Origin of the sequence: Sphingobacterium ginsenosidimutans (assembly GCF_039536865.1) — a bacterium.
Classification (GTDB): domain Bacteria; phylum Bacteroidota; class Bacteroidia; order Sphingobacteriales; family Sphingobacteriaceae; genus Sphingobacterium; species Sphingobacterium detergens.
The window spans coordinates 314,212-335,006 of sequence record NZ_BAAAZK010000007.1; the positions used below are offsets into that span (position 1 = coordinate 314,212).

Annotated in this window: 17 protein-coding genes; 9 read left to right on the top strand and 8 right to left on the bottom strand. The window is 40.2% G+C overall.

The features are described 5' to 3' along the window. Positions 1–183: 183 nt before the first annotated feature. Together ABFX33_RS13640 and acnA are read right to left on the bottom strand one after the other, a co-directional pair. A complete protein-coding gene (locus tag ABFX33_RS13640) occupies positions 184–750 on the bottom strand; it encodes a pentapeptide repeat-containing protein (RefSeq protein WP_346086457.1) in 567 nt (188 codons plus the stop codon). Positions 751–1,028: 278 nt separating this feature from the next. Then, positions 1,029–3,797 (bottom strand): aconitate hydratase AcnA, encoded by a 2,769-nt coding sequence (gene acnA / locus ABFX33_RS13645; protein ID WP_346086458.1) that lies wholly within the window; start codon positions 3,795–3,797, stop codon positions 1,029–1,031. 377 nt (positions 3,798–4,174) lie between these two features. Between acnA and ABFX33_RS13650 the strand changes: the two genes are divergently transcribed. The 4 genes from ABFX33_RS13650 (at position 4,175) to ABFX33_RS13665 (ending at position 8,153) form a co-directional block, all read left to right on the top strand. Continuing rightward, positions 4,175–4,708 (top strand): TlpA family protein disulfide reductase, encoded by a 534-nt coding sequence (locus ABFX33_RS13650; protein ID WP_257090205.1) that lies wholly within the window; start codon positions 4,175–4,177, stop codon positions 4,706–4,708. 114 nt (positions 4,709–4,822) lie between these two features. Continuing rightward, positions 4,823–5,767 (top strand): homoserine O-acetyltransferase MetA, encoded by a 945-nt coding sequence (gene metA, locus ABFX33_RS13655; RefSeq protein ID WP_346086459.1) that lies wholly within the window; start codon positions 4,823–4,825, stop codon positions 5,765–5,767. A gap of 67 nt (positions 5,768–5,834) precedes the next feature. Further along, complete coding sequence (locus tag ABFX33_RS13660; protein WP_257090206.1) at positions 5,835–6,044, top strand: hypothetical protein; 210 nt, start codon at positions 5,835–5,837, stop codon at positions 6,042–6,044. Between the two features lie 105 nt (positions 6,045–6,149). Beyond that, positions 6,150–8,153 carry a M13 family metallopeptidase gene (locus tag ABFX33_RS13665; protein ID WP_257090207.1) on the top strand — a complete coding sequence of 668 codons (2,004 nt, stop codon included), beginning with the start codon at positions 6,150–6,152 and terminating at the stop codon, positions 8,151–8,153. 65 nt (positions 8,154–8,218) lie between these two features. On the opposite strand, the gene ABFX33_RS13670 is transcribed toward ABFX33_RS13665, so the two are convergent. The 6 genes from ABFX33_RS13670 to ABFX33_RS13695 all read right to left on the bottom strand — a co-directional run bounded on the left by ABFX33_RS13670 (position 8,219) and on the right by ABFX33_RS13695 (position 13,692). Continuing rightward, positions 8,219–9,436, bottom strand: coding sequence for an MFS transporter (locus ABFX33_RS13670; protein WP_346086460.1), 1,218 nt, complete (start codon positions 9,434–9,436; stop codon positions 8,219–8,221). 155 nt (positions 9,437–9,591) lie between these two features. Continuing rightward, positions 9,592–10,551, bottom strand: a complete 960-nt coding sequence (locus tag ABFX33_RS13675; RefSeq protein ID WP_120257845.1) for a bifunctional metallophosphatase/5'-nucleotidase — start codon at positions 10,549–10,551, stop codon at positions 9,592–9,594. Beyond that, a complete protein-coding gene (locus tag ABFX33_RS13680) occupies positions 10,529–11,290 on the bottom strand; it encodes a 5'-nucleotidase C-terminal domain-containing protein (RefSeq protein WP_282254775.1) in 762 nt (253 codons plus the stop codon). The genes ABFX33_RS13675 and ABFX33_RS13680 overlap by 23 nt, the downstream gene beginning before the upstream one ends. Positions 11,291–11,445: 155 nt before the next feature. After that, positions 11,446–12,513, bottom strand: coding sequence for an EamA family transporter (locus ABFX33_RS13685; protein WP_346086461.1), 1,068 nt, complete (start codon positions 12,511–12,513; stop codon positions 11,446–11,448). A gap of 19 nt (positions 12,514–12,532) precedes the next feature. Next, complete coding sequence (locus ABFX33_RS13690; protein ID WP_223585270.1) at positions 12,533–13,006, bottom strand: Lrp/AsnC family transcriptional regulator; 474 nt, start codon at positions 13,004–13,006, stop codon at positions 12,533–12,535. A gap of 182 nt (positions 13,007–13,188) precedes the next feature. Then, positions 13,189–13,692, bottom strand: a complete 504-nt coding sequence (locus ABFX33_RS13695) for an FUSC family protein (RefSeq protein WP_120257842.1) — start codon at positions 13,690–13,692, stop codon at positions 13,189–13,191. A gap of 212 nt (positions 13,693–13,904) precedes the next feature. Here ABFX33_RS13695 and ABFX33_RS13700 point away from each other — a divergent pair, with 212 nt between their 5' ends. The 5 genes from ABFX33_RS13700 (at position 13,905) to ABFX33_RS13720 (ending at position 20,795) form a co-directional block, all read left to right on the top strand. Continuing rightward, positions 13,905–16,826, top strand: coding sequence for an FAD-binding and (Fe-S)-binding domain-containing protein (locus tag ABFX33_RS13700; protein WP_346086462.1), 2,922 nt, complete (start codon positions 13,905–13,907; stop codon positions 16,824–16,826). 94 nt (positions 16,827–16,920) lie between these two features. Beyond that, the gene (locus ABFX33_RS13705; RefSeq protein WP_346086463.1) at positions 16,921–17,571 is read left to right on the top strand and encodes a hypothetical protein; all 651 of its coding nucleotides are present in this window, start codon (positions 16,921–16,923) and stop codon (positions 17,569–17,571) included. Positions 17,572–17,836: 265 nt separating this feature from the next. Further along, the gene (locus ABFX33_RS13710) at positions 17,837–19,051 is read left to right on the top strand and encodes a DUF763 domain-containing protein (protein ID WP_346086464.1); all 1,215 of its coding nucleotides are present in this window, start codon (positions 17,837–17,839) and stop codon (positions 19,049–19,051) included. Between the two features lie 84 nt (positions 19,052–19,135). Continuing rightward, the gene (locus ABFX33_RS13715) at positions 19,136–19,537 is read left to right on the top strand and encodes a hypothetical protein (RefSeq protein WP_346086465.1); all 402 of its coding nucleotides are present in this window, start codon (positions 19,136–19,138) and stop codon (positions 19,535–19,537) included. A gap of 175 nt (positions 19,538–19,712) precedes the next feature. After that, complete coding sequence (locus ABFX33_RS13720) at positions 19,713–20,795, top strand: efflux RND transporter periplasmic adaptor subunit (protein ID WP_346086466.1); 1,083 nt, start codon at positions 19,713–19,715, stop codon at positions 20,793–20,795.

Sequence of the window (20,795 nt, forward strand, 5' to 3'; positions counted from 1 at the left end):
GGAAATTATCATGAGCTCATATGCACAAGGTATATTCGCTATCGTAAGGGCATGACATTTTTCATCTACCTAAAATTGATAGGCAAATATGATGATTTAGAATAGGCTCTTTTATCCCTGAAATCCGTTATTTCGTAATTTCTTGCTAAAGATTTCTTCTGGAGCGAGATGATTAAAATCTTATCAGTCGATCAGCAATTGATATTTGGCGAGCAAACCGGGTAATTGCTCTGATTCAAATTTGCTCTTTTTCATATGATTTGTTTCTGGATCCAGCTGGATATTCATGGAGGTACGAAAATCACAGCCTTCCAGGTTGCATTGTTCAAATCGGGCACGCAGAAAGTCGCAATCTTTAAAGATTACCTGTTGAAGGTTCGCTTTTTCAAAATCGACATGCTGTAATGAACACTGTTCAAATTTGAATTTCTTCATATTTCGTTCAAAAAAAGAAGCATAGTCGAGCATGCTATTTTTCACTTCGATATGGAAAGAGAAGGAGCTGCATTCGTTGAATTGGATCCCCAACATCTTACAGTCTTGGAAAACAATATGATCCAATTGAGTTCCCTTGAGCTTAATGTTGGATAAATTACAGGATTTAAATTCACAATCTGTAAAGATCAGATCTACCAATGCCGCATTTTGGAAATCGCAATATTCAAACGTGCATTTATAAAATTCTTTAATTTGCTGCAATTCGCTATTGAAGCTTACTTTAGAAATCGTCTGTTCTACCAGTTCATCCATGATTTTTCTGCTGCGTAAATATTGGGATTGATTACCTGCGAAAATACATTTTTATCGTGGATAATGAAAGGGGCGTTGATAAAAAATGGCTGACTTCAGGGAGGAAAAACAGGTGGTAAAGGGTGTAACTTTGGCCTAGCTTCATCGTTGTATATTTGGTGGCTAGAATATCGTCTAATAGAACTCTGGTAGGTTTTTATATAGGTTGTGAAAGGGGCGCCGTTTAATGGCGCCCTTTTTCTATTTGTTCATTTCATGCTTCTTCAGCAATGTCAATACTAATTGTTTTTTAAATATTGTCTTAGTACATATTGTAAGATACCATCATTCTTGAAGTATTCTATTTCTATGGCTGAATCCAGTCTCGCTTTGACTTGAAATGTTGTTGTCTTTCCATTGTCGTGTACAGCTTTTACATCGAGCAGTTTATGTGGTGTTAGCGCATTTGCTAAGCCAGTGATGGTATAGACTTCAGTGCCATCAAGTCCGAGTGTTTCAGCATTTTCTCCATTGATAAAAACGAGTGGAGCTACGCCCATACCGACAAGATTACTTCGATGTATGCGTTCAAAACTTTCGGCAATCACAGCCCGTACACCAAGGAGAAAAGTGCCTTTGGCTGCCCAATCACGGGATGAGCCCGATCCATATTCTTTTCCCGCTAAGACAATCAAAGGCGTATCTGTTTTGCGATATTCCATTGCAGTATCGTATACTGTTTTTACTTCATTCGTCGGGAAATACCTACTAAAACCGCCTTCCTGGTCGGTGATTTTATTTTTAATCCGCACATTGGCGAAGGTGCCACGCATCATGACTTCATGATTACCGCGTCGGGAGCCATAGGAGTTGAAGTCTTCTTTATTGACCTGGTGAGACTTGAGGTATTTTCCTGCTGCAGTCTCTTCTTTAAAAGATCCGGCAGGAGAAATATGGTCCGTTGTGACTGAGTCTCCCAAATAAAGTAAGACTCTCGCATGCTGGATGTCCTGAATAGGTGCCGGAGCAGCCTGTAAATTCTCAAAAAATGGGGATTCTTTGATATATGTCGATGTGTCATCCCATTGATAGTTCTGATCAAGATTGACTGCTAGATCCTGCCAATCCGTAGAACCATCAAAGATAACGTCGTAGACCTCTTGGAAATCAGATTGTTTGACGCATTCGTTGACTGTTTTGGTAATTTCCTCACGACTTGGCCAGATATCTTTCAAATAAACGGGTTGTCCATTCGGATCATAATCAAGAGGATCTTCCATCAAATTGATGTCCACGCGGCCAACAAGGGCATAGGCAACAACCAGCATCGGAGACATTAGGAAATTCATTTTTACCTGCGGATGGACCCGTGCTTCAAAATTTCTATTCCCTGACAATACTGAGGCCACAATCAACTCACCTTTCTCAACTGCTTCCGCAATTTGTGGTGGGAGTGGGCCTGAATTTCCGATACAGGAGGTACATCCGTAGCCTACAGTGTGGAATCTGAGTGCGTCAAGATCTGCATTGAGCCCCGATCGTTCAAGGTACTGTGTGACCACTTTTGAACCTGGCGCCAAGGAGGTTTTTACCCAAGATTTTGTCCGTAACCCACGTTCAATAGCATTTCTGGCCAATAGACCAGCACCGATCATGACTGTTGGATTAGAGGTATTTGTACAGCTTGTAATTGCAGCAATAGCGATACTACCGTCACTAACAATATATTCCTTATGATTGTGTTTTATTCTTACGGCATGTATAGACTCTGAAATGACTTGATGTGGTGAATCATGTTCAACAGGTACTTTCCCAAAAGTAAATTCGGTACCCGATCCGCCATCTGCTAACCAAGCTGATTCCGAACGTTGTGGCATCGGGATGTATTGTCGATGGTGTTCACTATCGAGTAGCTGTGAAAACTTATTGTTTAAGTCCTTAACCAAAATTTTGTCCTGTGGACGTTTGGGGCCTGAAACTGTGGGCTCGAGTGTGCTTAGATTAAATTCGACAACGGAGGAGTATATGATCTGTTCTTTTCCTGTGCGCCAGAGTAGATTTTGTTTACAGTATTTTTCTACAATCTTGATTTCCTGCTCGGTTCTATTGGTGCTGTGCATGTATTCCAGTGTGCGGTCGTCTATCGGAAAATAGGTGACCGTACAGCCAAATTCAGGTGACATATTGGAGATGGTGGCCCGGTCTGTGACGGACAGTGTATCTAATCCGTCTCCAAAGACTTCAACAAATTTTCCGACAACACCTTTATCCCGTAGAATTTTTGTGATGGAAAGTACCATATCAGTCGCTGTACAGATATCAGGAATACTACCTGTGAGCTTAAGTCCGATCACCTCCGGACAGGTAAAGAAGATAGGTTGTCCCAACATCGCTGCTTCGGCTTCGATACCGCCAACACCCCAACCCAGGACACCGATGCCATTGACCATAGGGGTGTGGGAGTCCGTGCCGACTAAGGTGTCGGGAAATAACCAATTATCACGGGAAATAACACCTTTGGCAAGATATTCTAAATTTACCTGATGACAGATTCCCATCCCCGGAGGGACAACAGTGAAATTTTTTAAGCCTTTTTGAGCCCATTTCAGAAGCTCGTACCGTTCACGGTTACGTTCATACTCCAAGGCTACATTTTTGTCGTAAGAATATTCGGTGCCAAAATAATCTACCTGGACGGAGTGGTCGATAACCAGATCAACAGGGATCGCTGGGTTAATTTTTTGACCATCTTTGCCATGTCGAACAAATTCAGCTCGTAAGGAGGCCATATCTACCACTGCAGGGACACCGGTAAAGTCCTGCATGAGAATGCGTGCTGGTTTGAATGGAATATCTTTGTCGACAGGCTGAGGAGACCAATTGATTAATGTGGCGATATGCTCATCCGTGATACTAAATCCATCATGGTTACGTAAGACATTTTCCAGGAGAATCCGAATACTGAAGGGCAGATGTTCGATATCACCATCCGGTAGATTTCTTAGGGAACTATACTGATAAACTTTTCCATTGATTTCGATTTCCTGGATTGATTTTTCCTTGCTCATATTGATTTACTTATTATATACTATATAATAATCATAGCCGCCAATTTGTTTGTAATAACTTTTAGACAAATCATCGCATTCAATTGATCGTTTCCTCAAAATAAATTGGGGTGGTGACTAATGAGCAAATTGTTTTTGGTGGGTTTAATTCCCAGCTGCTGGGTTTATTATGTTCTGATTTTGCAGTTTTTTCTTGTGTTCATAGACTGCATTGGATCAGTAGGATGTATTTAAACCATCAAGTTTGGTCAATTTGCTGACATGGATATTGAATTAAAATACGAGAATAAATGTAATTTTATTGTAGTTTGTGCTTGATGAACACAATCAATTTATACAATAAACGTTGATTGTGTGTCCTTCATGAAAGAAACAATATGAGAAGAAAAAACAGCGTCGGATCTATTGCGATCAGCATCTTACTGCTATTACTATTTACATACACATCGGTTTATGCGTATGGAGATGATCCGACAACGCATGTTGGCATACGACTCAAAAATGAGGAAGTTAGTTTTAAAGATAGTAAAGGCAAGGTTATTTCGTTGAATCAGCTCAAAGGTAAAGTTGTTTTGATCAATTTTTGGGCGATATGGTGTTCACCTTGTTTAGCAGAAATGCCTTCTTTGGACAAACTCTATAAAGACTTTCAAGGGAATAGCCGAATTGTGTTTTTATCGGTGGACGTAGACGGTAACCTGAAGTACTCAGAGAAGTTTTTAAAGAAAAGAAAATATAGTCTTCCGGTCTATCAGCTGAACTCCGCCTTACCAAAAGATCTTAGTACGACGAGTATCCCCACGACCATTATCATAGATAAAGCGGGCAAACTGGTCAATAAGCACGTGGGCGGGATGGATTTTGGCTCGGCGAAGTTTCAAAAAGCCCTAAGGCAATTAACCGAAGAGTAATCTGAAAGGGAAAAAAGCTATGATTTGGTGCAAACTTAAATTTGCGGTTTCATTTAGTATTCTGCCATTTTCTTGTTAATTTTGCATGCTAATTGTATAAGGAGAAATTTATATATGCCAGTCAAACTTCCTAATAACCTTCCTGCGATAGAGCTTTTAAAAAAGGAAAATATCTTTGTCATGAGTGATCTAAGAGCAAATGAGCAGGATATTAGACCATTACGTGTTTTGGTCCTCAATCTGATGCCTCTTAAGATTACAACGGAGACCGATTTTATCCGCTTACTTTCCAATAATCCTTTGCAAGTTGAGATGGAGTTTCTTCGATTGGAAACCCATGTTTCAAAAAATACTCCTGAGGAACACTTAGAGATGTTTTATAAAAGCCTAAGTGAAGTGAAGGAAAACTTCTACGATGGTATGATCATCACAGGCGCTCCGGTTGAGATGGTCAGATTTGAAGAAGTGACCTACTGGAATGAAATTCAGACGATCTTTGACTGGGCAAGAACGCATGTAACGTCAAGCTTATATATCTGTTGGGCTTCACAGGCGGCATTGTATCATTTTTATGATGTGGAGAAAAAACCGTTGGATGAAAAGCTTTTTGGTGTATTCAAACATACTGCTCTCGACAAAAGACACCCGTTATTTCGTGGATTTGATGATGAGTTTTTTATTCCTCATAGCCGGCATACAACTATGGAGAAAGACGATTTACTTGCTAAAAGCGGGATAGAAATTCTTTCCGAATCTCCTGAGGCAGGTATTGCCATCGCATCTTCCCGCGGCGGTCGGGAATTTTACCTGACCGGCCATTCTGAATATGCACCATTTACTTTGGATGAAGAGTATAAAAGGGATTTAGAAAAAGGCCAGGCCATTCGCATGCCTGAGAACTACTATAGAGATGACAATCCAGAAAATCAACCTTTGGTGCGTTGGACGAGCCATGCGAACTTGTTATTTAATAATTGGCTCAACTATTTTGTATACCAGGAAACGCCTTTTGATTTAAAAGATGTCGTTCATCTGGGGGAGATCAGACAAAAAGACTGAACACAAATTTTATCCTAAGCAAACAAAATAGGCTGGCGGAGCATTCTATCTATATAAAGTAGATCATATGAAAAGAATGTCTTTACTGTTTTGTTTGCTATTTTCCATTATTATACTCCATGCTGAGGTGCCGATTGAGGAAAATCAAAAGCTCAAGGAGGCAAACGGCACGTTGTGGTATGCCAACCCCTGGATTTGGCTGGGTGGAGTGGCACTCTTCCTGGTGATTTTCTTTCTCCTGCTCCGTAAATCGACTCAAAACAAAAGACAGACATAGTGTAATATCTATTATTTCAGTTGTCTGCAAAACTATGTTTTGTGTTAGGAACAATAGCGAAACTTTTCTTAAGTTTGTGTAGATACATAACAAACTAAAATTTATATGAAGAGAAATATACTTTTGGCTGCTTTGTTGGCATGTGGTTCTTTGGCCGGCCATGCGCAAAATAATGCAATCAATGTAAATTACATGGATAAAAGTGTTCGTCCGCAGGATGATTTCTACAATTTTGTGAACGGTCAATGGATGAAAACGGTTAAAATTCCGTCGGATAAGGCACGTTGGGGTTCTTTTGATGAGTTGCGTGAAAATACAGACATCGCTACATTGAAAGTGTTGCAGGAATCGTTATCAGGCCAGTTTACAAAAGGAACAGATAACCAGAAAATAGGGGATTTGTATCGGTCTTTTGTAGATATGAAGACGCGTGACAAATTGGGATTAGAACCTGTTCAGCCCTATTTGACAAAAATTAATGCGATAAAGAATTTTGATGATCTTTATAAATATCTGGTAGAAGTGGCTCCTATCGGAGGAAACCCTTTCTTTGGTGGATATGTATATGCGCATCTCAAAAATTCTAATGTCAATACGGTTTATTTGGGAGGTGGAAGTCTAGGCTTAGGCCGTTCTTATTACCAAGTTAAGGATCAAAAGAATGAAGAGACGTTAAAGGATTATTCGGAATATATCTCTGCGCTTTATGCCAAATCGGGGCAACGTACAAGAGATCTAAAAGGTCCTAAAATTGTTGCATTTGAAAAAGAATTGGCCGCTAATCTAAAAACTGTCGAACAGTCGCGTGATGCAAATGGCCGCTATAATCCGGTGGCGGTTGCTGATTTGAAAAAGATGGTAAAAAACGTCGACATTGCTAAATATCTAAGCGATGTAGGATTCAAAGCGGATACCGTTATTGTACCCGAACTAAAATACTATGAAAATTTAGATAAAATCTTCAATCCGGCGAACCTTCCGATTATTAAAGATATCTTGACATTTCACTTATTAAACACCGCTGCTTCATATACAACGCAGGAATTAAATGATCTTTCTTTTGATTTTTGGGGTCGTAAGTTAAAAGGGCAGAAGGAACAACGTGCACTGGACAAACGAGGGGTAGAGTTCGTTAATTCTATCGCTGGAGAGCTTTTGGGTAAGTTATATGTTAAGGAGAATTTTCCACCAAAAGCCAAAGCGGACGCGGAGGAGCTGGTAAGCTATCTTGTAAAAGCATTCGGGCAACATATCAATGGTCTAACATGGATGTCTGCAGATACAAAAGTGAAGGCGCTCGAAAAGTTGTCGAAGTTTAAAGTGAAGATCGGTTATCCGGACAAATGGAAGGATTATAGCAAACTTGATATTGGAACATCACTTTACGCGAATGTTTTATCATCCAGCAAGTGGGCTTTTTATGAGAACCTTGCAAAACAAGGTAAGCCAGTTGATAAATCTGAATGGGGAATGACACCACAGACTGTAAATGCTTATTATAGTCCATTGTTTAACGAAATCGTATTTCCGGCAGCAATTCTTCAGCCTCCGTTTTATGATTACAAAGCGGATGCAGCGGTTAATTTTGGTGGCATCGGTGCTGTCATAGGACATGAGTTATCCCATGGTTTTGATGATCAGGGTGCAAAATACGATGGTAATGGAAATTTGAACAACTGGTGGACTGATGGTGATAAGGCTAAATTTGAAGCTGCAGCGGATGCGTTGGTTAAACAATTTGAAGCTTATGAACCAGTTCCGGGAGTTTTTGTGAACGGTCGTTTCACTTTAGGTGAGAATATTGGTGATTTGGGTGGTTCTTCGGTCGCTTTTGATGCATTACAGTTGTATTTAAAAGACAAAGGAAATCCTGGTTTAATCGATGGTTTTACGCAGAATCAACGTTTTTTCCTTTCTTGGGCAACCATTTGGAGAACGAAGACAACGGATGAATTTGTTGTGAATCAGGTGAAAACGGACCCACATTCTCCTGCACAATATAGGGCATTCGCTCCAATCATCAATTTGGATGCATTCCATGCTGCATGGGAAACGAAAGATGGCGATAAAATGTTTATCCCTACAGATAAACGTATTAAGATCTGGTAAGAAAATCCACCGATCTTATTTAAATAATAAAAGGGACATTTCATTTGAAATGTCCCTTTTATTATTTATCGCATCCATTTCAGCACAAGGTAAAAGCCGAGTCCTGTAAAGGATAGGGTCAGTGCTGTAGCCCACCACAATGTTGTAAATCCAAAGGAGTCAACAATAGAAGTTCCGAGCAATGGTGAAAAGATATTTGCTGCAGAGAAAGCCAGGGAGTTGAAGCCCATATATGCTCCCTGAGTTTTGGGTGTAGAACGATTGACAGATACGGTCGCCATAAAGGGAAGTGTCAGCATTTCGCCAAGACCGAAGATGAAAAATGTGAAATATAACCAGCCAAGTCCACCCATATAATTTAACATGGCGTAGGAGAGGGCGCATAAAGCGGTACCAAACACCAATGTACTAATCAGGGAGAACCTCTTTTCGGCGACATGCACGACAAACATCTCCAATAGCACAATCACAAAACCACTCCAACCTAGTAGAAATCCGATCTGATGATCATCCAGGTGGTGTACCTCACGATAAAATATTGGTAAGGTCGTAATTAGCTGGAAAAAGCAAAACGAGAAAATGCAGCAGAATATATTAAATAATACAAAGGGAATATCGGTATAAGGATTGCGACTTTGTTTTACGATTATATTGCTGTTTGCCAATGCTTCTTTTTTTGCTTTTACATCTGTTCTTTTTTGTCTTTTATTAAAGAAGATAAAGAAAATTACTGCAGCACACATCACTGCAAAGGAATTTCCGTAGAATATCCAGTTAAACGAGATCGTCGCCAGAAAACCTGCAGCAGCAGGACCGATTGAAAAACCTAGATTAATCGCTAAACGGTTGAGCGAAAAAGCTCGGGTAATATTCTCGGGTTTAGCGTAACTGGCAACAGAAACAGAATTCGCAGGTCTAAATGCATCAAAAATTAGACTTAGTGTAAAGATCATGATAGACAGGGATTGAACCTCTTTAAATAAAGGAATCAATAGAAATAGGGGCGAAGCCAATACTAAACTTCCGAATTGTACCTTAAAGCTACCAATCCGATCTGTCAACCACCCACCGATGTAGGAGCCGCAAACTGAGCCTATGCCATAGCTCATAAGCACAATCCCAACTTGTTTGATATCAAAATGAAGGACCTGTGTCATATAGAGCCCCAGGAATGGAATGACCATACTTCCCATTCTGTTGATCAACATAACAACTGCCAAGAGCCATGCGGCCTGTGAAAGGCCTTTGAAGGAATCCAGGTATATGGATATGATTTTTTTCATGCAAATAATTTGCTTTTTAAAAGCTGGTCATTTATTATGAGCGCTTCCATCTTTCCGGTATGGGCTGGTTTTGGCTCACAAAAACTTCAACGGATTCTGTCAAAAAAATGCCAAATTGATTTGGTCAATTTGGCATCTATTATAAATGGATAATATTATGCCAGTTGCGATTCTGCTATTGACGGGTTGACCTGATAGGTACTTGCTATCATCTGCTTTTTGTCTGATCCCGGTTCCATAATAAAATCAATGCGACCAAGATTGATACCTGCAAAACCAACCTGGTTGACCACTGTCTGTGTTCCTTTTAAATTTGTGACCAAGGTCGGTTCATTTAAAAAAGTATGGGTGTGTCCACCAATGATCAGATCGATATCTGATGTTTTGGCTGCCAGAACCAGATCTGAAACTTTATCATTCTCATATTGATACCCGAGGTGCGAAAGACAGATAATAAGGTCGCACTTGTGTTTTTCTTTCAGGATTTTAACAATTTTGTTGGATATTTCAATCGGATCCAGATATTTCATCCCTTTATAATTATTGGGATCTACTAACCCTTCGATATCAACTCCCAGTCCAAATACACCCACCTTAATGCCGCCTTTATGAAATATCGTATAATCCTGGGTTTTCCCTTCAAGTACGGTGCCTTTAAAATCATAGTTGGCCGTCAGAAATGGAAATTTGGCGTGATCTAGGTATTTCACGAGTCCATCCAGGCCATTATCGAACTCATGGTTACCAAATGTCCCGGCATCATATCGCAATTTGGTCATCAGGTCGAGCTCTAATTTACCGCCAAAGAGGTTGAAATACGGTGTTCCTTGAAACATGTCACCTGCATCCAATAATAGCAGATTATTTTCCTCGCTACGGATCTTATTGATCAGTGTGCTACGACGAGCTACGCCACCCAGTCCCTGATACTTACCACCGTCCATTGGAAAAGGCTCAATGCGACTATGCACATCATTGGTATGTAAAATGGTCAATTTGATCTTTTTACTTTTTGCTGCCGCCTGAAAAGGTAATGAACCCAAAGCAAGTGCTGCAGAAAATCCACCGGCTTGCTTGATAAAGGTTCTCCGATTAATTGATTTTAATTCTTCCATCTAATTCCGCATTTACTTGTTTACCTGCTTTTGTTAATTCACTTACATATTCTATCAAACCTTCACGCATCCGTTGGGGATAGTTGGTTCTAGCGATCGATTGTGTCAATAGGACGAGATTATCGCCACCATTGGCCAGATAATCATAGGTAACGAGTTTGTACGCTTTATTGTCATCTATTGCCTGTCCTTTGATTTTGATATCCTGTACCTTATTTCCTGTTATCGTTAAGGTCATGCCCGCAATAGGCTGGCCATGGGTTGTCGCGATATAGTCAGCTAGCTGGCGTATTTGGCTGCCTTTTAGCTCAATAATCGTCAATGTATTTTCAAAGGGCATTACTTCAAAAATATGTCCTACTGTGATATTCCCGGCTTTGAGATCATTGCGAATTCCTCCTTTTGTTGCAAAGGCAAGGTCGGCGGGATTGTGGGCATAATGATCACTCATCCACAACAAGGCTTCACAAAAGAAATTACCCATTAATGTTTCAGGTGTTTTCTCTTTTGTCAACGCCTTATTGGCATGTCCGATAACGCGGTTCATTTCGGTTTCCATTTTTTGCTTGAATGGCTCATAGATGGAAACGACGGTAGGATCTGCTTGTACATCCTTGTTGATATGGTATTGTTTGAAATCCTTTTGTGTAGGGTGGAGTTGCTTTGAACAACCTGTGACCATCAAAAGCGAAGCGACTCCAAAACTACCAATAAAGGCAATTTGCTTTGATATATTCATTATAGTTAGTTTAGCCAAATACTGGGGCAAAGTTAGCCAATTAAATATGAAGAAATCTTATTCCTGCTCGTCTAATTTTGCTAAAAAGATAAAAACAATAAAAGCTTAACATAGATCTACGTTAAGCTTTATCATATAATTAGAAAAATAACAACCTAGTGTACTAATTCTGCTTCGGGAAGATCATCTATAGTTGTTTGACGATCATCATGCTTTGGCAAAGTATCCAATGTGCCTCCTTGCAGGATCTTTTTGTTTTTATTTTTAGTTGACAATTTGGTGCGGTAAGCCTTCCAGTTCATCAGTAAAACAGAGAACAAAATAACTGCCAAACCTACAATCTGTAAGGAAGTCACGGCATGTGAAGTGAAAAAATGACTTAATATTAACGCAATGATCGGATTTACATAAGCGTATGTACTTACTTCCATCGCTGGGCGCACCTGCAAAAGCCAAATATAGGAGCTAAATGCAAGGATAGAACCAAATGTGATCAAATATGCCAAATTAAACCAATCGACAGGAGCGACACTGCTTAATTCAAATGATGCGTACTCGCCTGTGAATAGCGCGGTGATATTAAAAAGAACACCTGCAGTGACCATCTGCCAGGCTGTTTTGACCATAACGTGCAGATCTTCCTTTTCTTGTGCTTCTGATTTTTTGAAGTATTTAGACGCTAATGAACCTACTGTCCAGGCGATGGAGCCCAATACCAAAATACAAAGTGCGATGATTTTCAAATTCCCATTGGCATTGTCGTTGGAAGCCATGATCTGTTCTGCAAATAGCATAACAACTCCAACAAATCCAAGCACAACACCGGCTACTGTGGTGACACTGCTAAAATTTTCTTTCCATTTGGGTTTGTCAAGTAAAATAAACCAGATTGCAGCTGCGGCGGCAATAATCGCGGCTACCCCACCAGAAACATATTGTTCGGCCCAGATGACTCCGGCCATATCCACAAATAGAAGTAGGAAGCCTACAAAGGCAGCTTCCAATATGGAGCGTTTGTTAAACAGTTTATAACCCTTTATGGCACAATAACTCATCAGGATGGCACTTGCGGTAACAAACCGAAACGAGCCTAATATAAATGGTGGAAAACTATGTAGTGCTTTTTCTATAAAGAAAAAGGTGGAGCCCCATACCACATAAATAATAAAATAAGCAACTACAACCATTAAAGGGCTTGCAGCTTTTTTGTGTCCTTGCAACATAATTAAAACCTCCTTTCTGTTATTCAGGTATAACAACCTGTTGATCTTCTTTTACCGTCTGAAGTACAATTGTGGTACGTGTAGAAATTATTCCTTCTACTTTGCCCAGTGTATTGCGCATTAAATCAACCAAACCTGTTGAATCTGCCGTTCTTACTTTGATAAGATAACCGTCATCTCCAGCAATGTCGTGTACTTCTTGTACCTCCGGGATTTCCGCGAGGGCGAGACCTACACGTTGTTCGCCAATGATATCATTGGATTTGATGAAAATAAATGATAAAAGTTTCTGATCAACAGCCGCTGGATTGATCTTGGCGCTGTATTTTAGGATCACGTCTTTCTGTTCAAGCTTCTTAACCCGCTCCAGTATTGCTGAAGGAGCCATACCTAATTCTCTGGCGATATCAGCATTGTTGATACGCCCGTTATCCTGCATTAAACGAAGGATTTTGTAATCTACCTGATCTAAATTATATTCTACTTTTGTCATTTCGACTGCAAAGGTAAGGAAAAAAGTATAATATTCAAAATATTAGTATTAATTATGAATATTATTCTGAAAGAATAGTTGTTGTTGTGAATTTTATTCGATTTTCCTTTCTGCTGATTTTCTTTGTTTGCTTTAATTTGTTGGTTGAAAAGGAGTTGCAGGTGGTCTACAGTTTATGATGGTCAACAATTATACCGATTTCTCAATTTAATAATAATATTCCGGGTGGATAGGATGACACCTAAGCCGATCAAACATCCCACGCAAACACAACCGAAACGGTCGAGGGCTGCAAAATAGGAACGACTTTCCTGCTCATGTAAGTAGACAATAATTAAAGCCACCATAGATGTGCGGGCCACAGCCATAATATTCAGTGCTTTGCAGATGATGAGGGAGGCAAGCATCCCGATAATCATTGCATATAGCTGCGGAATCGGTACGAAGTATAAGCTGAGGCCGATGGCAGAGCCAATGAAATTGGATTTGGCACGGTCAATGGCAATTTTTTTGGACTCGTTTTCCTGCGGGGATATCACTAGGATAATTGAAATAAGTGTCCAGGAAACAGAGTATTCCGGAAAGGACACAAATAGGATGTAGCCTAGCAAAAATCCTACTAGTACCCGTATCGAATATATAATAAAATCTGAATGTAATGTGTATCGAAGGATAAGATTACGCATATAACAGAGCGGATGTTAATTCATTAAACCGTGTTGCTGCTGCAAAAATACAAGCAATTGATGAAGAAGCGAAATAAAATACCGGTTTGTTGCATTTTGTTATTGCGTTTTTATGCGTTTTGTTAAAAGAAATTGTGTATTTCTTGCAATTCTTCCTTTTTCCAAAGGAGAAATTTGACTAAATTTGTTTTCTATATAAAAAAGCAAATTCAGTGAAAGATCAGAATCAGTTAGCCTTATTGGCAACTCAACTTAAAGGGGAGTTGTATTATTCAGATGAGGCATCGCATCAAACCATGTTACTTGCCTACTCAACAGATGCTTCGGTGTACCAGGAAAAACCGTTGGCGGTGGCCATTCCATCTGATATAAACGATATAAAGAATCTAATTGATTTTGCCCGAGCAAACCAAACAACCTTAATTCCCCGTACCGCTGGAACATCGTTGGCAGGACAGGTTGTCGGAAATGGTATCATTATGGATATATCCCGTCATTTTAACCGTATCCTGGAATTGAATGTGGAGGAGAAATGGGTGCGGGTACAACCGGGAGTGATTCGTGATGATCTGAATAGTTACCTGAAGCCTTTTGGGCTCATGTTTGGTCCGGAGACATCCACGGCAAGTCGGGCTATGGTTGGTGGTATGATTGGTAATAATTCCTCGGGTCTACATTCCATTGTCTGGGGCGATACCCGTCATAATCTAATTGCAGCAAATGTACTTTTAGATGATAAATCAGAGGTGAGCTTTGCTTCGCTGGATGAGGCAAGTTATTTCAAAAAACTTTTACAGGCAGATCGTGAAGGGGATATCTACCGTCACATGAATGATTTGTTGACAGATCCTCAAAATTTAGCAGCGATTGAAACAGGCTACCCCAAGCGTTCAATTACGCGACGGAATACGGGATATGCCTTAGATATTTTGAGTGACCGTACACAGCCCTTTAATATGTGTAACCTTTTGGCGGGTTCGGAGGGAACTTTGGCGATTGTAACGGAGGCAAAGCTTCACTTGATGGATTTACCACCGCAGGAGCTTGGACTATTATGTGTTCATTTTGCTGATATGGTTGAATGTATGCATGGAAATGTCATCGCATTGAATCATCAGCCTGAGGCGTCTGAGCTGGTCGATAAATATATCATGGATTTTACGGTCGGGCATCCGACTTATAAATACAATCGCTTTTTTATTGAGGGTGATCCTCAGGCACTGTTGATCGTAGAATTTAGAGGTCATACTGCTGCGGAGACCGAAGCCAAGGCGATGGCTTTAAAGGCAGAACTGATTGAGAAAGGGTTGGGCTATGCCTATCCTTATATTATTGGAGTCGAGCAGACTAATCTTGTCTGGGATGTCCGAAAAGCTGGATTAGGGCTTATCCGTAATCTTCCTGGGGACAGCCAACCGGTCAATTTAATCGAAGACTGTGCGGTTTCTCCAGAGGATCTTCCGGCCTATGTCAGTGACATCCAGAAACTTTTGGTTGAAGAAGGGGTGCATGCATCTTACTATGCACATGCTGGAGCGGGTGAACTACATATCGAGCCTTTTGTCAATTTGAAAACAGAAGAAGGTAAGCGCACTTTCCGCTCCATATTGGAAAAAACAAGTGACCTTGTATTAAAGTATAATGGATCGTTGAGTGGGGAGCATGGCGACGGACGTTTGAGGGGAGAATTTATTGGTAAAGTACTCGGAGAAAAGGTTTATAAACTTCTGGAGGAAGTAAAGGTAATCTTCGACCCAATAGGAGTATTTAATGCAAATAAGATTGTCAACACTCCACCAATGGATGCCCATTTGCGTTATGACAATGACAAAAATAGGACGGATATAAAAACTTATTTTGATTTTTCCAAAGATGAATCCATTCTCCGTTTGGCTGAAAAATGTTCGGGCTCTGGTGATTGCCGGAAAACAGAAATTACCGGCGGGACGATGTGCCCATCTTTTATGGCGACACGGGATGAGAAGGATACTACGCGTGCACGAGCGAATATGTTGCGTCAATTTTTGACCAACTCCACGAAAAAAAATCGCTTTGACCATGAGGAAATCAAAGAAGTGATGGATCTATGTCTGAGTTGCAAGGGCTGTAAAACGGAATGTCCGTCGAGTGTGGATGTTGCCAAGATGAAAGCCGAGTTTTTACAGCATTATTACGATGAACATGGGGCTGGCTTTAGGACCAAATTGATCGCGAATTTTACTGATTCCCAGAAACTGGGATCGCTCGTCGCTCCAATCTATAATTTTGTTGTGAAGAATGGCTTTTTATCCGGTTTGGTAAAGAAAATCGTAGGGTTTGCACCTAAACGCTCTCTTCCTACGGTGAATGGAACGACGTTGAGCCAATGGGTCAGGAAGCAAACGATAACACCGCAGAATAAACGCAGGGTCTATCTATTCTCCGACGAGTTTACAGAATATAACGATGCTGAGATTGGTATTACAGCTTACAAGCTACTAACGGCATTGGGCTACGAAGTAATTATTCCAAAACATGTACAAAGCGGACGGACCTATCTCTCCAAAGGATTTGTCAAAGAAGCAAAAAAGATTGCCAATCAAAACATTAATTTCCTAAAAGGCCTGATTACCGACGAAACGCCGTTGTTGGGTATTGAACCATCTGGTATCATTACATTTAGAGATGAATATTTAAGTCTGGTTGATGAAAATCTTCGTACTCATGCACAGTTGGTGGCTAAAAATGCACTTATGATTGACGAATTTCTATTGGCGGAAATCGAGGCGGGCCGTATTCATCAGGAGCAGTTTACAGCTGTGGAAAAGAAGATCAAGCTGCATGGACATTGCTATCAGAAAGCTTTTCATCTGGTAGGCATTACCCAGCAAGTCTTAGCGTTCCCGTCCAATTATTCCGTTGAAGTGATTCCGTCGGGCTGCTGTGGCATGGCAGGTTCGTTTGGTTACGAAGCCGAACACTATGATGTCTCAATGAAAGTGGCCGAACTGGTTTTATTGCCGGCTGTACGTAACACAGATACAGCAACTCTAATTGCTGCTGCGGGTACTTCGTGCCGACATCAGATCAAAGATGGTACCGGAAGAAAATCTTTTCACCCCGTTGAAATTTTATACGATGCTTTATTGAAATAAAATAAAAACATTGCGAATAGTTGTTTGTTATCAGTAATAGTAGTAATATTATAGGAACAATATTTCAATGATTACTGATAATAAACAATTCACCATGTACAAAATTCAATCTATAGCCCTTCTTGCAACAGCTACGATGATGGTGGCTGCTTGTGGAAATTCCAATCAGAAGAAAACTGATGGAAGTGATACTGCGACAGCGAACACCATTGAGCGGGTACGCATCGAACAACTGACGAATGGTACTCCAGGACCTGAAAAAAAGAATTTCTTTCTGCGTATTACCGACGAAGTTAAAACCGATTCAAGTCGCATTTATACAACGAAATCAATTTACAATAAGGATACAGTAGGTGCTAAAATTGAAGTCGTTGATTTTATCCCAGCAGGTATTATCGATGGTCAGCCAAGTGATGATGTGGGCTTTACGAAAGGAAAAATTAAAATTACTACCCTAGGAACGCAATCTGACAACTTAGTTAAAGCTTTAGGTGAATTGTTTCAAATACCAACTACTGATGGTTTTACAAAAGAAGTTGTTCTGCCAAATGTATTTTCATCCAATAAAGTGAATGTTGATCTATCAAAGAAAACTGCCTATAGTTTCAAACTATTTTTAGAGAATAAAAAGGCGGAACCTGCGGAATTGTTTTTTAATGTGGATACCTATAAACACTCGATTGAATTTTCCGAAAAAGATCCATCATTCCGTGCTGGATTTATATCGGCTTTGACTGGAAAGTAAATCTTTAACTATTGATAGATAGTAAGTAACCGGCTTTGGCCGGCAATATATTGAAATAGCGAGAAGGCTGTATAATCACACGATTATACAGCCTTTTTTTAGTATCGGTTCTTTATATTAGTCTGATGTCCTGGTTTTACATGCTGCTGATTTCCTTAGGCATGTATAGGATCTTGGTATTGTAAGCGATAAATCCCAATTCTCTGAAAATCTTGTTTAGCAAATAAAAAGAGTTACATTTGTGCTAATATATTTAGTTTTATTTATGAGGCATTCAGGAACGGCGGATTTGCCGCTACACTATGGAAAGGTACCGGCTTGGCTGTATGAACGGATGAGTTCACTAGGCAAATCCATTGTGGAGGTCATCCTGATGGATTATGGGCAAGACGAGGTGCTGAGGAGATTGGCAGATCCATTTTGGTTCCAAAGCTTTGGCGCTGTACTCGGCATGGACTGGCATTCATCAGGTATTACAACATCGGTCATGGGCGCTTTAAAACGCGCGATCAATCCCTGTGCGGATGCATTCGGCCTTTATATATGTGGCGGTAAGGGTAAATTTTCTAAAGACACACCCCAGGAGCTACTTTATTTGGCAGATAAAACCGGTTTGGACGGGAATAAATTGGTTCGAACAAGTAAGTTAGTGGCCAAGGTGGATAATACGGCTATACAAGATGGTTATCAGTTATACCTCCACAATTTTATTGTCAGCAAGGACGGTCATTGGGCTGTGGTACAACAGGGTATGCATAATCATGATGGAACTGCCCGCCGCTATCATTGGCATTCAGAGAAAGTTCGCTCTTTCATTGACGAACCTCATGCTGGTATTGAAGGACGTTCGCAGGGCCTTATTTTGAACTTGACCGCTTCTGGTGCAGCCCCTAACAGAACAGGCATTATGGCTATCGTTAACGAAGATTCTTCCCGTGCATTATTGGACTTTAAAAAATTGGTCATGCCTTCCCATCACGATGTACGTGCTGCAGATGTTGATCTCAAAAGGTTAGGAGCGATGTTATATGTTGCACGGGAAAATCAGCCTCAGGATTTTGAGGAGCTTTTGCTGTTAAAGGGAATGGGGCCGCGTACATTACAATCCTTGGCACTAGTCAGTGAGGTAATCCATGGTGCTCCGGCACGATTTAAAGATCCCGCGCGCTTTTCTTTTGCCCATGGAGGAAAGGATGGTCATCCTTTTCCTGTCCCTTTGAATATTTACGACCAAAGTATTCAAATCTTACAAAAGGGTATCGAAAGGTCAAAACTGGGGAATAGCGATAAATTAAAATCCATGCATAAACTCCATCAGATCATATTAGACGCTGAGCATAATTTCACACCCCAGTTTGATATTCAACAGGTCATAGCAGAAGAACGTAGAGACTCCTGGAGGTACAATGGTCGAACAGTATTTGGTGAGGCAAAAGCTCCAAAGGGTGGTGACATAGGGCAACAGTTGTCACTTTTCTAAACATTATTGTTGGATTGTAATCATTTTGTTAAATTGTGTTAAACCTTATTGAAATTATTTATACGCTAGTATATTTGCCCTCAAATGAAAGCGGTTATTACAATTCTATGTTTTATAGGGTTCCTATTGATTAGGAGCGGTAATAGCCATGCTGTGCTTAACGAATCTGATCGCCCTACGGTCAGTTTTATGTACCAGCACAATAATGCCAACCTGAAGGACAGGATTAATACGCTAAGTGTCCACATCGATCCTCTAATAGCTGGAAACTTACATGATGAGAACCCCGTTATCGAAGAGTTTAATAGTGAGAATTTTCAGTTGACCAAAGACCTCGAAGCAGCTTCTAATTTAGTCGCTTTATTGTTCTGTGCGGTTGTACTTTTTATCTTTGTATTTCGTTTTGCAAAAAAGATTCCTTTTTGCAATTTTGTCGCTTATTTACACCCCCAAAGGTATATTCTTCAACAAAACTGGAGAATTTAATAGCCAATCCCCGAAATAGCCCAACTTTATTTTCGTTGTATTCCGAATAATTCAGACTTTCATTGATAGACTAATGATTCTGTGTTCTTTTTGTATTACAATAATCTAAGGCTTAGGTTGTTTCAACTACCATATCAACAAACAATCAAACTTATTTTTAATTAGACGCTTACAAATGAAAAGAGTATTTATGCTCGTTAATTTGGCTATGGTATTATGCCAAATTGGGTGTACTTCCAAAAAGGAAGAGAAAGAAGAAAAGGAAAAATTCAATGTTACCTCTCCTGTACAGGTGGATACAACAATCCGTAAGGATTTTGTTTCTCAGATTAAATCTTTTCGTAATATCGAATTACGTGCACAGGAGAAAGGATACCTGGAGCAGATTTTTGTCGACGAGGGACAATTTGTGCACAAAGGACAGCTTCTGTTTCGCATTATGCCCAAAATGTATGAAGCAGAGTTTAGAAAATCTATGGCGGAAGTGAATGTTGCCGAGATTGAAGTGCAGAACACCGAGAGCTTAGCCGATAAAAATGTCGTATCCCCCAACGAACTTGCGATGGCGAAAGCAAAACTGGAGCAAGCCAAGGCGGCTTCCGCAATTGCCAAACTGCACCTTTCTTTTACAGAAATAAGAGCTCCATTTGATGGTACAATTGACCGTATCCCGCTAAAATTAGGAAGTTTGGTGGATGAGGGCGAGTTATTGACAAGCCTCTCCGACAATAGCCAAATGCTGGTATACTTCAATGTGTCGGAACCAGAGTACCTGAATTATCAGACAAACGTGAGTAAACGCGGAGATACCCATGTTGGATTATTGCTTGCCAATAACGAATTGCTTCCAGAACATGGTGTGGTTGAAACCATAGAGAGTGAATTTGACAGCGAAACTGGTAACATTGCCTTTAGGGCGAGATTTCCAAATCCCAATCGATTATTGAAACATGGTGAAAGTGGTAAAGTCGTTATGAATTTTCCATTGAAGCAGGCATTGATTATTCCACAAAAGGCAACCTACGAGTTACAGGACCGGAAATATGTTTATGTCGTGGATAAAGCAGGCAAGTTAAAAGCGCGTTATATCACAATTAGCAATTCCCTTCCTGACCTTTATGTGGTCAGCAGTGGACTTCAAAAAGATGATAAATTCCTATTGGACGGTATACAGAAAGTGAAAGAGGATGAAAAGATCAACTACAGTTTTGTTCAGCCTAAAGATGCCATTTCTAATTTGAAGTTAAAAACAGAATAA

Bases quoted from the DNA above. Each gene is read 5' to 3' on its own strand.
- ABFX33_RS13710 (WP_346086464.1), top strand. From the start codon at position 17,837: ATGAGGCATTCAGGAACGGCGGATTTGCCGCTACACTATGGAAAGGTA.
- ABFX33_RS13670 (WP_346086460.1), bottom strand. From the start codon at position 9,436: ATGAAAAAAATCATATCCATATACCTGGATTCCTTCAAAGGCCTTTCA.
- metA (WP_346086459.1), top strand. From the start codon at position 4,823: ATGCCAGTCAAACTTCCTAATAACCTTCCTGCGATAGAGCTTTTAAAA.
- ABFX33_RS13660 (WP_257090206.1), top strand. From the start codon at position 5,835: ATGAAAAGAATGTCTTTACTGTTTTGTTTGCTATTTTCCATTATTATA.
- ABFX33_RS13715 (WP_346086465.1), top strand. From the start codon at position 19,136: ATGAAAGCGGTTATTACAATTCTATGTTTTATAGGGTTCCTATTGATT.
- ABFX33_RS13680 (WP_282254775.1), bottom strand. From the start codon at position 11,290: ATGAATATATCAAAGCAAATTGCCTTTATTGGTAGTTTTGGAGTCGCT.
- ABFX33_RS13720 (WP_346086466.1), top strand. From the start codon at position 19,713: ATGAAAAGAGTATTTATGCTCGTTAATTTGGCTATGGTATTATGCCAA.
- ABFX33_RS13640 (WP_346086457.1), bottom strand. From the start codon at position 750: ATGGATGAACTGGTAGAACAGACGATTTCTAAAGTAAGCTTCAATAGC.
- ABFX33_RS13695 (WP_120257842.1), bottom strand. From the start codon at position 13,692: ATGCGTAATCTTATCCTTCGATACACATTACATTCAGATTTTATTATA.
- ABFX33_RS13705 (WP_346086463.1), top strand. From the start codon at position 16,921: ATGTACAAAATTCAATCTATAGCCCTTCTTGCAACAGCTACGATGATG.
- acnA (WP_346086458.1), bottom strand. From the start codon at position 3,797: ATGAGCAAGGAAAAATCAATCCAGGAAATCGAAATCAATGGAAAAGTT.
- ABFX33_RS13690 (WP_223585270.1), bottom strand. From the start codon at position 13,006: ATGACAAAAGTAGAATATAATTTAGATCAGGTAGATTACAAAATCCTT.
- ABFX33_RS13665 (WP_257090207.1), top strand. From the start codon at position 6,150: ATGAAGAGAAATATACTTTTGGCTGCTTTGTTGGCATGTGGTTCTTTG.
- ABFX33_RS13685 (WP_346086461.1), bottom strand. From the start codon at position 12,513: ATGTTGCAAGGACACAAAAAAGCTGCAAGCCCTTTAATGGTTGTAGTT.
- ABFX33_RS13650 (WP_257090205.1), top strand. From the start codon at position 4,175: ATGAGAAGAAAAAACAGCGTCGGATCTATTGCGATCAGCATCTTACTG.
- ABFX33_RS13675 (WP_120257845.1), bottom strand. From the start codon at position 10,551: ATGGAAGAATTAAAATCAATTAATCGGAGAACCTTTATCAAGCAAGCC.